The sequence below is a fragment of the Burkholderia arboris genome, assembly GCF_902499125.1.
GTDB classification, from domain to species: Bacteria; Pseudomonadota; Gammaproteobacteria; order Burkholderiales; family Burkholderiaceae; genus Burkholderia; species Burkholderia arboris.
In genome coordinates this window covers 94138-108774 of record NZ_CABVPX010000006.1, presented here as the reverse complement: position 1 = coordinate 108774, position 14637 = coordinate 94138, and the positions used below count along the sequence as shown (strand labels likewise).

Here is a 14637-nt window from a genome sequence, read left to right as displayed (position 1 = left end):
AGAGGTGGTGGAGATGAAGGACGCTGGATCGAGAGATCACGAGCACGACACCGCGACACGCGGCGACGCTTCCGAATTCACGGTGCGGCCGCTGCCGCTCGGCCATCGCCTCGGCGAGCTTCAGCTCGACGAGGTGCTGGGCATTGGCGGTTTCGGCATCGTCTATCGCGCGTTCGACCGCACGTTGCGGCGCGCGGTCGCGATCAAGGAATACATGCCGTCGATGCTGGCGACGCGCGGTGGCGACTATACGGTGTCGCTGCGTTCCGAGCGGTTCGCGCAGGCGTTCGACGCGGGGCGCGGCGCGTTCCTCAACGAAGCGCGCCTGCTCGCGCAGTTCGACCATCCGGGGCTCGTCAAGGTCCTGCACTTCTGGGAAAGCCACGGCACCGCCTACATGGTGATGCCGTTCTACGAAGGGCGCACGCTCAAGCAACTGCTCGACGGCGGGATGCGGATCAGCGAGACACAGTTGCGCAACATCGTCGGCGCGCTGCTCGGCGCGCTCGATACGCTGCACCGCGCGCAGTGCTTCCATCGCGACGTCGCGCTCGACAACGTGCTGATCCGCCCGAACGGCAGCGCGATCCTGCTCGACTTCGGCGCGGCGCGCAAACGGATCGGCGACCTGGTCGACGACGGCGCGATGATGATCAAGCCGGGCTACGCGCCGATCGAGCAGTACACCGACGATCCCGCATTCAGCCAGGGGCCGTGGACCGACCTCTATGCGCTCGGCGCGGTGATGCACGCGATGATCACCGGTGAGTTGCCGCCGGCGGCCGTCGTGCGCAGCATCAAGGACACGTACCGGCCGCTCGCGTCGCGCGAACTGCCGGCCGGCGAGGTGTACAGCCCGGCGTTCCTCGCGGCAGTCGATCATGCGCTGCAGTTGCGGATACCGGACCGGCCGGAATCGGTCGCGGCGTTCGCGGCGGAGCTGGGGTTGCGGGACGTCGACCGGACAGGAAGCGGGTATGGCGCGGCGGTCGTGCCACCGGCGGGCGATGCGGGCAGGGGCGGGGAAGGGAAGGCCGAAACCGCTTCCGCCGCGTCCGGTACCGCATCGACTACGGGTGCGTCGGCGACAGGCGAGGGCGGGACGGCTTCGGGCCAGGCCGATTCCGAGGTGCCGTCGTCGCCACCAGCGCGTGCGGACAACGGGTCGACGCCATCGGAAACCGCATCCGCTTCGTCAGTCATGTCGGGCGCGAAACCTGAGTCGGACGGATCTTCTACGTCGAAGGCGGCGGTACAAGGCGTCGCGATTGGCGCTACGGGGACGCCGGCAGCTTCAGCGGCAACGCATGCGGCGAAGCCTGCGGGATCCAATGCGCCGGACGGAGTTGTCGAACGCGCAAAGGAACCGCCCGCAGCGAGAACCGGAGCACACGACGATACCGGCACGCAACCGGCAAGTGCCGACGCAGCTATCCGCAAGGGTGACACCGCACCGGGAGCCGGAAATGCCGACGGAAATGCTGCCCCGATTGCCGGAGCCGCTGGAGCGACCGCGCCGCGGCCCGCCGCATCGGCCGCAGCGCCTGACGGCGCATCACCGCCGACCGGCCCCCCGCGTGCGGCGGCAGCCGCCGGATCGCGCAACCGCCGCATCCCGGTCTACGCCGGCGGCGCGCTCGTCGCACTGATCGCGGTTGGCCTTGCCGCGACCTATCTGTCGCGTCCGGCCCGCGTCGCCGACGAAGCCGCGCCCGCCGCGAGCCAGCCGCTGGCCGGCGCGTCGCCGCTTGCGAGCACGCCGGGCGCCACGCTGGCCCAGCAGGGGCCGACACCGACCGTCGTGCCGCCGTCGAGCCTGCCGGCCGGTTCGTCCGCGGAGGTTCCGCCGCCGCCCGCCGCTGCCGCGCCGGGCAGTGCGCCCGCCGTCGAAACCGCCACGCCCGCGCCGCAGGTCGCGACGACCGTGACGAACCCGCCTGCGCCGCAAGCCGGTTCGAGTTCAACCATCGCACCCGCCGGCAGCCTCGACGCATCGGAGCGGATCGTCAACGTGCCGCCGTCGGAAGCGGCCGGGGCCCAGCCAACCACGCCTTCGCCCGCGCGCAGGACGCAGGCGGAAGCCGAGCCGGCCGTCGCCGCCGTGAACGCGCCGACGGCCGAGTCGCAGCCGCGTCCGCCGAAGACGCAGGAAACCGTCCAGGTGCGTTTCAACGTGCGGCCGTGGGGCGATATCTACGTGAACGGTGCGCGGCGCGGCGCGAGCCCGCCGCTGCGCTCGGTGTCGCTGACGCCGGGCGTCTATGTGATCGAAATCCGCAACGGCTCGCTGCCGCCGTTGCACCGCACTGTCGCGATCGACTTCGGCAGCAAACCGGTCAACATCGACTATGCATTCGAATGACGTCAGCCAGGCGGCGCTGGCCGCCGCCGAATCTTCCGCGACATCGCCCGGCGTGCCGGCATCGCCGCACGCCGACCTGATCGGCCGGCTGCTCGCGGACGTCGCGCCCGATGCGCCGTGCGGCGCGAACCTCGAATACGACGCCGAGTTCCTGCAACTGCAGGAGCGTGCGACGCCGCGCGCCGAGCAGCAGTACGGCGACACCGTGATCCCGGCCGAGGCGCCCGACTGGCGTACGGTCGAGCGGCTTGCACTTGCGCTGTCCGCGCGCACGAAAGACCTGCGCGTCGTCGCATATCTCGCGCGCAGCTGGACCGAGCAGCACGGCATTCCCGGCTATGCGGACGCGCTCGCGGTCGTCGCGGACCTGCTCGAACACCGGTGGGACGACCTGCATCCGCGGCTCGATGCGGACGGCGAGCCGGACCCGACACCACGGATGAACGCACTCGCCGACGTGGCCGGCGCGCACGACTGCGCACGCGCGGCGCGCCGCCAGCCACTGTTCGACGGCGGGCCGACCGTGCGCGACGCCGAACGACTGCTCGACGGCCGCGACGAAACCGGCGCCGTCGCAACCGGCAGCCGCGAAAGCCTGATCGCCGCGCTGTCGGCCGCGCGCGACGACGGCACGACGCCGCTCGACGCAACCCGCACCGCGTTGCGATCGCTCGATGCGATCCGTGCGTGCGTCGCGGACAAGCTCGGCCGCGAATGGGTACCCGATGAGGGCGATGCGGAAAAAGCGTTGCGGCGGATCGTGCAGGAAGTCCCGCTGCCCGAGCCATCGCAGCACGTACCGGAAGGCGCGACGCCCGCACGGCAGGCCACGCCTGGCAGCGCGGCAACCGCTGCGCCGGCGGCCACGCCGAACGCTCACGCATGGCGCGACGCCGAGATCACGAGCCGCGACGACGTGCGCATCGGCCTGGACAAGATGTGCCGCTATTTCGCGCAGCACGAGCCGAGCCATCCGGCGCCGCTGCTGTTGCGGCGCGCGCAGCGGCTGCTCGCGCTCGACTTCTACGACATCATCCGCGACCTCGCGCCGGAAAGCCTGCCGAAGCTGGACCTGCTGAGCGGCGAGCGAAGCGAATGAAACGAACCGGCGGCGCCGCCATGCGGGCGGCGGCGGCGACCTGCGCAACCTGATCGATGTGAAGGAGTGGACGATGACGGACAGAACCAAGGCGGCGGGCAGCGGACAGAAATTCATCGCACGCAATCGGGCGCCGCGCGTGCAGATCGAGTACGACGTCGAGACTTACGGCGCGGAACGCAAGGTGCAGTTGCCGTTCGTGATGGGCGTGATTTCGGACCTGGCCGGCAAGCGCGCCGAGCCGCTGCCGGACCTGCCGGAGCGCAAGTTCCTCGAGATCGACGTCGACAACTTCGACGAGCGGATGAAGTCGGTCGCACCGCGCGTCGCGTTCCAGGTGCCCAATACGCTGACGGGCGACGGGATGCTCAACGTCGACATGACGTTCGAGCAGATCGACGATTTCTCGCCGGCCGCGATCGCACGCAACGTCGATGCGCTGCGCCGGTTGCTGGAGGCGCGCACCGAGCTGTCGAACCTGCTGTCGTACATGGACGGCAAGCACGGCGCCGAGCAGCTGATCGAGCGCGCGATCAACGATCCCGACCTGCTGAAAACGCTCGTGCGCGAGCCGCGCGAACCCGCGCAGGGCGGCGATGCGACCCAACCGGAGGCCCGCGATGAATGATCCCGTCCAAGCCCGCGCCGATACGCGCCAGCCTGCGCAGCCGGCCGTCGCGCACGACGAATTCGCTGCGCTGCTGCAAAAGGAATTCAAGCCGAAAACGGCCGAGGCACGCGAGTCGGTCGAGCGCGCGGTGCGCACGCTCGCGCAGCAGGCGCTCGAACATACGGTCGGCATGACGAACGACGCGTACGGCAGCGTGAAGCAGATCATCGCGGAGATCGATCGCAAGCTGTCCGAGCAGATCAACCAGATCCTGCACCACAACGAATTCCAGACACTCGAAGGCGCGTGGCGCGGGCTGCATTACCTCGTCACGCACACCGAGACCGACGAGCTGCTGAAGATCAAGGCGCTGCCGGCATCGCGCAACGAAGTCGCGCGAATGCTGAAGCGCTACAAGGGTGTCGCGTGGGATCAGAGCCCGTTGTTCCGCAAGATCTACGAGGAGGAATACGGGCAGTTCGGCGGCGAGCCGTTCGGCTGCCTGGTCGGCGATTTTCATTTCAACCACAGCCCGCCGGACGTCGAGATGCTCGGCGAGTTGTCGAAGATCGCGGCGGCCGCCCATGCGCCGTTCATCGCCGGGGCGTCGCCGGAGCTGATGCAGATGGATTCGTGGCAGGAATTGTCGAACCCGCGCGACCTGACGAAGATCTTCCAGAACACCGAGTACGCGGCGTGGCGCAGCCTGCGGCAGTCGGAGGATTCGCGTTACGTCGGCCTCGCGATGCCGCGCTTTCTCGCGCGGCTGCCGTACGGCGCACGCACCAACCCGGTCGACGAATTCGACTTCGAGGAAGACACCGACGCCGCGAATCACGACCGCTACACGTGGGCGAATTCAGCCTACGCGATGGCCGCGAACATCAACCGTTCGTTCAAGCAGTTCGGCTGGTGCTCGTCGATTCGCGGCGTCGAATCGGGCGGGGCCGTCGAAGGGCTGCCGAGCCACACGTTCCCGACCGACGACGGCGGCGTCGACCAGAAATGCCCGACCGAGATCGCAATCAGCGACCGCCGCGAGGCCGAACTCGCGAAGAACGGCTTCATGCCGTTCGTGCACCGGAAGAACTCCGATTTCGCGGCGTTCATCGGCGCGCAGTCGCTGTACCAGCCGGCCGAATACCACGATCCCGACGCGACCGCGAACGCGCGGCTGTCCGGCCGCCTGCCGTACCTGTTCGCGTGCTGCCGCTTCGCGCACTACCTGAAGTGCATCGTGCGCGACAAGATCGGCTCGTTCCGCGAACGCGACGACATGGAGCGCTGGCTGAACGACTGGATCATGAACTACGTCGACGGCGATCCCGTGAACTCGTCGCAGGAAACCAAGGCGCGCAAGCCGCTCGCGGCCGCGCAGGTGGTCGTCGACGAGGTCGAGGACAACCCCGGCTACTACACGTCGAAATTCTTCCTGAGGCCGCACTACCAGCTCGAAGGGCTCACCGTGTCGCTGCGGCTCATCTCGCGGCTGCCGACCGCGAAGGCGGCGAACGAGTGAGCGGCGGCACGCGCAACGATCGGCATTCATCCTGACATCGCACCGAAACGGAGACGGCAATGGGCGTGGCAATGTTTATGAAGGTGGACGGCGTGACCGGCGAATCGGCGGACGCGCAACACAAGGGCTGGACCGACATCCAGTCGTTCACGTGGGGCGCAAGCCAGCCGGGCGCGATGGCAAGCGGCAGCGGCGGCAACGCGGGCAAGGCGAGCTTCAACGATCTCGTCGTCGCCGCGTACATGGATAAAGGCGCGCCCGCGATCATCAAGAACTGCGCGAACGGCAAGCATCTGTCGTCGGTCGAGATTTCCGCATGCAAGACCGGCGGCACGCAGGTCGAGTTCATGCGCGTGACGCTGCAGGAGGTGCTCGTCACGTCCGCGCAGGTCGCGGGCATCGATCCGGGCGACGTCGCCGACCGGTTGATGATGCACTACGGCTTTCAGGCCGCGAAGGTGAAGAAGCAGTACTGGCAGCAGAACGACAACGGCGGCAAGGGCGCCGAGGTAACGGTCGGCTGGAACATCAAGGAAAACACCGAAATGTGACGGCGCGGAGACGACCATGGACGACCCGCGAACCCGCGACGGCCGGGAGGGCAACCTGCGCGACCGGCTGCAGCCGGCGTTGCTCGACCGGCTCACCGACGACGCGCCGCAGCGCGCAGCCGAAGCGCACGGCGCGCAATGGATCGGCACCGAACGGCTGCGTGCGGCCGTGCTGCGCGATCTCGCGTGGCTGCTCAACACACGCAACGCCGAGGACGGCTTCGTCGACTGGTCAGCGTTCGCGCACGCGCAGGCATCGGTGCTCAACTACGGGATGCGGCCGCTCGTCGGCAAGCCGATGTCGGGCGTCGAGCGGATGTCGGTCGAGGCGTCGATCCGGGACGCGATCGTCCGCTTCGAACCGCGCATCGCACCCGACAGCGTCGACGTCCGCAGCGTGATCGACGCGCCGGACGGCCGCGCCGGCGAACGGCGCCACAACGTGCTGCTGTTCGAGATCCGCGGCACGCTGTGGTCGATCCCGCATCCGCTCGAATTCGTGCTGCGCTCCGACCTCGATCTCGAGACCGGTGCAATGTCGCTGCAATCGGTGGCGGGGGGCTGACGCGATGGATACGCGCCTGCTCGACTACTACAACCGCGAACTCGCGTACCTGCGCGAGCTTGGCGGCGAATTCGCGCAACGGTTCCCGAAGGTCGCCGCGCGGCTGCGGCTCAATGAATCGGGGCCGCCCGACCCGTACGTCGAGCGGCTGCTCGAAGGCTTCAGCTTCCTCACCGCACGCGTGCAGCTGAAGATGGACGCCGAGTTTCCGCGCTTCACGCAGGCGTTGCTCGATGCCGTGTATCCCGGCTATATCGCGCCGCTGCCGTCGATGGCGATCGTGCGCTTCGCGCCGCTGATGAACGAAGGCAGCCTCGCGCAGGGCTGGCACCTGCCGGCCGGCACCGCGCTGCGCGCACGGCCGGTTGCGTCCGAGCAGACCGCGTGCGAATTCCGCACCGCGCACGACCTGACGCTGTGGCCGCTCGAACTGACCGCCGCGACCGTCACCGGTGCGCCATCGTGGCTGCCGCGTGGCGCCGTCGCCGCCCGCCAGGACGTGCGCGGCGCACTGCGCATCCGGCTGAAGGCGCGCGGCGGCGCCAAACTGTCGCAATTGCCGCTCGACCGGCTGACGTTCCATCTCGCCGGCCCCGAGCGCGACGCGCTGCATCTGCTCGAACTGATCGCCGCACATGCGCTCGGCGTCGTGTGCCACGACCCGGGGCAGCCGCCGCGCTGGCTGCATACGCTCGATGCCGATGCGATCGTCCACGAAGGCTTCGATCCGGCACAGGCGATCCTGCCCGACGACGGCCGCAGCTTCCACGGTTACCGGCTACTGCGCGAGTATTTCGCGTTTCCGGCGCGCTTCCTGTTCTTCAGCATCGGCGGGCTGCGCGCCGCGCTCGCGCGTGCGACCGGCGACGAGTGCGAGCTGACCGTGCTGTTCGACCGGCACGACGCGGCGCTCGAAGCGGCCGTCGACGCACGCCATCTCGCGCTGAACTGCACGCCGGCCGTGAACCTGTTCGCGCGCCGCGCGGATCGCATTCCGCTGCAGCCGGGCGCGCGCGAACACCATGTCGTCGTCGATCGCAGCCGGCCGCTCGACTACGAGGTCTATGCGCTGCAGCGGCTCGCAAGCGAACAGCGCGACGATGGCCAGTCGCGCGAATTCAGGCCGTTTCACGCATCGTTCGCCGGCGACGACGGCAATTACGGCGCGTACTACACGGTGCGGCGCGAGCCGCGGCTGGTGTCCGCGCAGGCGCGCGCGAACGGCACGCGCACCGGCTACGTCGGTAGCGAGACCTATGTGTCGCTCGTCGACAGCCAGTGCGCGCCGTACGACGAGACGATGCGCTACCTGGCCGCCGACACGCTGTGCACGAACCGCGATCTCGTGCTGCTGCAGCCGCCCGGAGACGCGAACACGTTCACGCTGCGCGTGTCGGCGCCGGTCGAGCGTGTCGTCGCGATCCGCGGCCCGTCGCGGCCGCGCCCGCCGATCGCCGACGCGCAAACCGCGTGGCGCCTGATCCGCCATCTCGGGCTCGCACGCCACACGCTGACCGATCTCGACGACGACGAGGGCGCACATGCGCTGCGCGAACTGCTCGGCCTGCATGCGGATCCCGCCGACGCCGCGATGCGCCGGCAGATCGACGGCGTGCAGCGCGTCGCGTTCTCGCCGGTATTCCGCCGCCTGCCGGCATCCGGGCCGTTGATGTTCGGGCGCGGCGTGCAGGTCGACGTGACCGTCGACGACCATGCGTTTTCCGGCGACAGCCCGTTCCTGCTCGGCGCGGTGCTCGAACAGTTCTTCGCGCGTCACGTGTCGATCAACGCGTTCGCCGAATGCGTGCTGACCAGCGCGCAGCGCGGCACGCTCGCGCGCTGGCCCGCACGTATCGGCAGGCGGCCGGCGATATGAAGCGCGAACCGCCACCCGGTATGCAACCGGACGCCGAATCCGCACGCCGCGACGCGTGGTGGGCGCGGCTGCGTGCCGCGCCGCACGGCTACGACCTGTTCCAGGCGCTGCGCTGGCTCGACGCACTGTCGCCGGGCCGCGCGCCGCTCGGGCGGGCCACCCGGCCGCGCGACGAACCGGTGCGGCTCGGGCAACAGCCGTCGCTTGCGTTCGCCGCGTCGATGCTGGCCGGCATCCACGACGAGGACGGCACCGTGCCGCCGCGCATCGCGATCCACGGTTTCGGGCTGTTCGGCCCGAACGGCCCGCTGCCGACCCACCTGACCGAATACGCGCACGAACGCGCAGCGCAGCACGACGATCCGACGTTTGCCGCATTCGCCGACCTGTTCCATCACCGGCTGATCCTGCTGTTCTACCGCGCGTGGGCCGACGCCCAGCCGACGGTGAGCCTCGATCGCCCGGAACGCGCGCGGTTCGACGGCTATATCGCGAGCCTGATCGGGCGCGCGGCGCATCCCGACACACCTGCCGCGCCAACCGCCGCCGACACGCTGGCGCCGCATGCGCGCTATTTCCATGCTGGCCATCTCGTGCGGCATACGCGTAACCCGGAAGGACTCGTGCAGATCCTGCGCCGGCATTTCGGCGTCGACGCGCGCATCGTCGAGCACGTGCCGCAGTGGGTCGCGATCGAGCGCTCGCAGCGCTGCACGATTCGTGCGACACGGCCGACGATGCGGGTCGGCGCCGTCGCACTCGGCGTCGCGGTGCGCGATGCGCAGTCGCGCTTCCGGATCGTGCTCGGCCCGCTGTCGCTCGACGCGTACCGCCGCTTCCTGCCGGGCGGGCCGCACGCGCGGCAGCTCGCGCAATGGGTGCGCGAATACGTCGGCATCGAGTTCGACTGGGACGTGCAGCTCGAACTGGCAGCCGACGCGGTACCGGCCATCGCGCTCGGCATGCGGCAGGGCATCGGCCGGACTGCCTGGCTCGGACAGCGGCTCGAACCCGGCCCCGCGCGCGATCTCGTCGTCCGCTACGACGTGCGGCGCGGCGGCACGCCCCTTCATCGCGAAACCGCCTAACCGGGAACCGTCATGTCCGATATCGGCCGCGTCAACCTGTTCGGGAAACTGAACCCGTTCCTCTACGAAACGCTCGAGCAGGCGACCGGGTTCTGCCGGCTGCGCGGCAACCCGTACGTCGAACTCGCGCACTGGTTCAAGCAGATGTTGCAGCGGCCGGACGGCGACCTGCAGCGCGTGCTGCGCCGCTTCGGGATCGACGAAGCCGTGATCGACCGCGGGCTCGTCGCCGCGCTCGACAAGCTGCCGCGCGGCGCGGGCTCGGTGTCGGACCTGTCGGTGCACATCGACGACGCGGTCGAGCGCGCGTGGGTCTATGCGACGCTCAGATACGACGCGACGCGCATTCGCGGCGCGGTGCTGCTGCTCGCGATCCTGAAGACGCCGCAGTTGCGCAACGTGCCGGTGGCGATCACGCGCGAATTCGAGCGCATCGTGCCCGACGTGCTCGCCGACGAGCTGGCGTCGATCGTCGAAGGTTCGCCGGAGGCGCAACCGGCTTCGCAGGATAGCGACACGGCGTTGCAAGGCGCGACCGCCGCCGAAGGCGCCGCGCTCGCGCGCTTCGCCGTCGACCTGACCGCGCGCGCACGGGCCGGCGAGATCGATCCCGTCGTCGGCCGCGACGCCGAGATTCGCCAGATCGTCGACATCCTGCTGCGGCGCCGGCAGAACAACCCGCTGCTGGTCGGCGAGGCCGGCGTCGGCAAGACGGCCGTCGCGGAAGGCTTCGCGCTGCGGATTGCGGCCGGCGACGTGCCGCCTTCGCTGCGCGGCGTCGCGCTGTACCTGCTCGACATCGGGCTGCTGCAGGCCGGCGCGAGCGTGAAGGGCGAGTTCGAGAGCCGGCTGCGCGGCGTGATCGACGAAGCGATGTCGTCCGAGCGGCCGGCGATCCTGTTCATCGACGAAGTGCATACGCTCGTCGGCGCGGGCGGCGCAGCCGGCACCGGCGATGCCGCGAACCTGCTGAAGCCCGCGCTCGCGCGCGGCCTGCTGCGCACGATCGGCGCGACCACATGGTCCGAGTACAAGCAGTACATCGAGAAGGATCCCGCGCTGACGCGGCGTTTCCAGCTCGTCCACGTGCATGAACCGGAAGAAGCGGCCGCGCTGACGATGTTGCGCGGCCTGGCCGCGAAGCTCGAGGCGCATCACCGCGTGCTCGTGCTCGACGATGCGCTGCAGGCGGCCGTCACGCTGTCGCACCGGTACATCCCCGCGCGGCAGTTGCCCGACAAGGCGATCAGCCTGCTCGATACGGCCTGTGCGCGCGTTGCCGTCAGCCAGCACGCGGTGCCCGCGCCGATCGAGGATGCGCGCCGCCGCATCGACAGCCTGCGTGTCGAACAAGCGCGGATCGGGCGCGAGTGCGCGCTCGGCACCGGCGATGCCGCACGGCGCGATGCGATCGACACCGAGATTTCGGCTGCGCAGGCGGAACTCGACCAGCTCGACGCACGTTGGCAAACCGAGCGCGATGCGCTGGCGTCGATCGACGAATCGCGTGCCTTGTTGCTCGACGATGGTTCGTCGCATGCGCTCGATGCGGACGCCCGCGCCGCCGCGCAAGCCCGTCTCGCCGCCGCCCAGCAGGCGCTAGCGGACCTGCAGGGCGATGCGCCGCTCGTGCTGCCCGCCGTCGACACGCACGCCGTGGCGGCCGTCGTTGCCGACTGGACCGGCATTCCGCTCGGCCGGATGGTGCGCGACGAAACGCAGGCCGTGCTGAAGCTCGCCGATACGCTCGGCGAACGCGTCGTCGGCCAGCGCCATGCGGTCGAACTGATCGCCGAACGGATCCAGACCGCGCGCGCGAAGCTCGACGATCCGACCAAGCCGCACGGCGTGTTCCTGCTGTGCGGCCCGTCCGGCGTCGGCAAGACCGAGACCGCGCTCGCGCTGGCCGACACGTTGTACGGCGGCGAGCACAACGCGATCACGATCAACATGAGCGAGTTTCAGGAAGCACACACGGTGTCGACGCTGAAAGGCGCGCCGCCCGGCTATGTCGGCTACGGGCAGGGCGGGGTGCTGACCGAGGCCGTGCGCCGCCGGCCGTACAGCGTCGTGCTGCTCGACGAGATCGAGAAGGCGCACCGCGACGTGCACGAGATTTTCTTCCAGGTGTTCGACAAAGGCTGGATGGAGGACGGCGAGGGGCGCGACATCGATTTCCGGCACACCGTGATCCTGCTGACGTCGAACGTCGGCGCCGATCGCATGATGGCGCTGTGCCGCGACCCCGAGCGCCTGCCCGACGTGCAGACGCTTGCCGATGCGCTGCGCGCGCCGCTGCTCGACGTGTTCCCGGCCGCCTTGCTCGGCCGGCTCACCGTCGTGCCGTACTACCCGCTCACCGACGCGACGCTCGCGCGCATCGTCGCGTTGCAGTTGCGGCGGATCGAGCAGCGGATCGACGCGCATCACGGCATCCGGCTGCGCTGCACCGACGCGGCGACCGCGCTGATCGTCGAACGCTGCCGGACCATTGAATCCGGCGGCCGCATGGTCGACGCGATTCTCACGCACACCGTGATGCCTCGCATCAGCCGCGCGATCCTGCAGGCCACGCTCGAAGCGCGCGCGCTGGCGTCGATCGAGGTGAGCGCTGCCGACGGCGAATTCGCTTACCGGTTCGACGAGGAGGCCATGACGTGAATCGCGTATTCACCCTCGACAGCCCGCACGGCGACGACCTGAAATTTCACACGCTCGACGGCAGCGACGAACTCGGCCGGCTGTTCGAATTCCGGATCGAGGCGCTCGCCGACAGCCACAGCCTGTCGCTGAAGGACATGCTCGGCAAGCCCGTGACGGTGCGGATCGAGCAGCAGGACCAGTCGACGCGCTATCTCAACGGCATCGTTGCGCGCGCCTCGCTGGCCGGCCGGCGTGCCGAGCGGTACTACGGCTACGAGCTGATCGTGCGCCCGTGGCTGTGGCTCGCGACGCGCCGCTCCGATTGCCGGATCTTCCAGAACAAGACCGTGCCCGAGATCGTGCAGGACGTGCTGTCGACGTACGGATTTCCGATTGAAAACCATCTCGTCAAATCGTACGTGCCGCGTGAGTTTTGCGTGCAATACAACGAGACCGACGCCGCGTTCGTGTCGCGGCTGATGGAGTTCGAAGGTATCTATTACTGGTTCAGGCATGCCGACGACACGCATACGCTGATGCTCGGCGACGCGATGTCGTCGCATGCGGCGCTGCCCGGTTACGAGACGATTCCGTACATCGCGCGTGACCGTACGGCGATCGCCGACGAGGAACACATCGACGGCTGGCTGCCCGCGCAGGCGGTGAGCGTCGGCAAGCACCAGACCACCGACTACGACTACACGAAGCCGCGCGCCGATCTTTCTTCACAGAAGGTCGATCCGCGCGGCCACGATCACGACAGCTTCGCGTCGTTCGAATGGCCGGGCGGGTATCGCGACGATGCGCCCGGTGCGCATTACAGCCGCGTGCGGCTCGAGGAACAGCAGGCCGAGCACGAGCGGGCGAGTGCGGATACCGACGCGCGCGGTGCCGCGCCGGGGTACCTGTTCACACTTGCGCATTGCCCGCGTGCGGACCAGAACCGTGAATACCTGATCGTGCGGTGCCAGTACCGGTTTCAGGAGAACGCGTATGCGAGCGACCAGGGCGCGGAGGCCGTCGTGCATCAGACGATGATGCTCGTGCAACCGTCGAGCCTGCCTTACCGGTCGCCGCGCGATACGCCGCGGCCACGGACCAACGGGCCGCAAACGGCAACCGTCGTCGGGCCGCCGGGCGAGGAAATCTGGACCGATCAGTACGGGCGCGTGAAGCTGCAGTTTCGCTGGGACCGGTACGGGCAAAGCAATCAGGATTCTTCGTGCTGGGTGCGGGTGTCGAGCCCGTGGGCCGGCGGTGGGTTCGGGGGCGTGCAGGTTCCTCGCGCAGGCGACGAGGTCGTCGTCGATTTCCTGAATGGCGATCCGGATGAGCCGATCGTGACCGGACGGGTTTACAACGGCGAGAAGATGCCGCCGTGGGGGCTGCCGGGGAGTGCGACGCAGAGCGGGTTGCTGTCGAGGTCGTCGCCAGGCGGGACAACCGAGCACGCGAATGCGTTCCGGTTCGAGGACAAGAAGGGCGCCGAGCAGCTGTGGATGCATGCGGAACGGAATTTCGATGCGGAGACGGAGGCCGATCACACGCTGTCGGTGGGGAACAACCATATGCATACGGTCGGGAACGACGAGACGATGCAGGTAAAGAACAACCGGCAGAGGCGTGTGGGGCAGAACGAGACGGTCAATATCGGGCAGAACCGGGTCGCGCAGATCGGCGCGAACGAGACGCATGGGGTGACGGGGAATCGCAGCGTGTCGGTCGACGGGAACAGTTCGCATACGGTGACGAAGGGGAATCACAACCTGGCCGTGGTTGCCGGCACGCATGACGTTTTCGTCGAGGGAAACAGCACGCATGTCGTCGGCACCGGGTCGTATGCGACGAAGGTCAATACGGGAAACCATTCCGTTGACGTCGCCAAAGTCTCGTCACTGGCAGCGGGCCAGTACATCGACATGGGTTCAGGAAAGAGTGGCGTGTCGATCAACAAGGACAACATCGGCGTCTCCATCGGCGGAACCGGAGGCGATACCGGTGTCGGGATCAACGGCCAGGGTGGCGGTGTGGCCATCGCCGGATACGGCAAGGGCGTCAACATTGCGGGCTATGCACCGGGCGTAACGATTTACGGCGAAAACGATCTCAATCTTTCCGGAAAGTCGACCGCCAATCTACAGGCGCCGACGGTCAACATCGACAACGGCAAGGCCAGTTGCACCGTCAATGTCACCGCGACGAGGATTGTCCTGTCGACCGGCGGCGGATCCATCACGCTCGACGGATCGGGCGTGACGATCCAGGGAACGATTGCCCACATCAATTGATTTCGACCGGCAGCCTGCCGGCTGCCCGATTGCATT

General features: G+C 68.7%; 10 protein-coding genes. All 10 read left to right on the top strand.

The annotated features are described in order from the left end of the window. Nucleotides 1-13: 13 nt before the first annotated feature. The 10 genes from BLA15945_RS09590 (at nt 14) to tssI (ending at nt 14601) form a co-directional block, all read left to right on the top strand. Entirely contained in the window at nt 14-2362 is a 2349-nt protein-coding gene (locus BLA15945_RS09590) for a serine/threonine-protein kinase (RefSeq protein WP_174992167.1), read from the top strand. Continuing rightward, a complete protein-coding gene (tssA, locus tag BLA15945_RS09585) occupies nt 2349-3461 on the top strand; it encodes a type VI secretion system protein TssA (protein ID WP_174992166.1) in 1113 nt (370 codons plus the stop codon). Before BLA15945_RS09590 ends, tssA begins: the two co-directional genes overlap by 14 nt. A gap of 73 nt (nt 3462-3534) precedes the next feature. Continuing rightward, nucleotides 3535-4089, top strand: coding sequence for a type VI secretion system contractile sheath small subunit (gene tssB / locus BLA15945_RS09580; RefSeq protein WP_059240547.1), 555 nt, complete (start codon nt 3535-3537; stop codon nt 4087-4089). Then, a complete protein-coding gene (gene tssC, locus BLA15945_RS09575) occupies nt 4082-5590 on the top strand; it encodes a type VI secretion system contractile sheath large subunit (RefSeq protein WP_059240546.1) in 1509 nt (502 codons plus the stop codon). The genes tssB and tssC overlap by 8 nt, the downstream gene beginning before the upstream one ends. A gap of 59 nt (nt 5591-5649) precedes the next feature. Then, nucleotides 5650-6141 (top strand): Hcp family type VI secretion system effector, encoded by a 492-nt coding sequence (locus tag BLA15945_RS09570; RefSeq protein ID WP_027791618.1) that lies wholly within the window; start codon nt 5650-5652, stop codon nt 6139-6141. Between the two features lie 16 nt (nt 6142-6157). Next, on the top strand, nt 6158-6706 hold the full coding sequence (gene tssE, locus BLA15945_RS09565; RefSeq protein WP_174992165.1) for a type VI secretion system baseplate subunit TssE: 549 nt from the start codon (nt 6158-6160) through the stop codon (nt 6704-6706). Nucleotides 6707-6710: 4 nt separating this feature from the next. Then, nucleotides 6711-8582 carry a type VI secretion system baseplate subunit TssF gene (gene tssF / locus BLA15945_RS09560; protein WP_174992164.1) on the top strand — a complete coding sequence of 624 codons (1872 nt, stop codon included), beginning with the start codon at nt 6711-6713 and terminating at the stop codon, nt 8580-8582. Between the two features lie 20 nt (nt 8583-8602). Further along, a complete protein-coding gene (tssG, locus tag BLA15945_RS09555) occupies nt 8603-9670 on the top strand; it encodes a type VI secretion system baseplate subunit TssG (RefSeq protein WP_233464164.1) in 1068 nt (355 codons plus the stop codon). Nucleotides 9671-9682: 12 nt separating this feature from the next. Beyond that, the gene (gene tssH, locus BLA15945_RS09550) at nt 9683-12331 is read left to right on the top strand and encodes a type VI secretion system ATPase TssH (protein WP_174992162.1); all 2649 of its coding nucleotides are present in this window, start codon (nt 9683-9685) and stop codon (nt 12329-12331) included. After that, nucleotides 12328-14601 (top strand): type VI secretion system Vgr family protein, encoded by a 2274-nt coding sequence (tssI, locus tag BLA15945_RS09545; RefSeq protein ID WP_174992161.1) that lies wholly within the window; start codon nt 12328-12330, stop codon nt 14599-14601. Before tssH ends, tssI begins: the two co-directional genes overlap by 4 nt. Nucleotides 14602-14637: the final 36 nt, after the last annotated feature.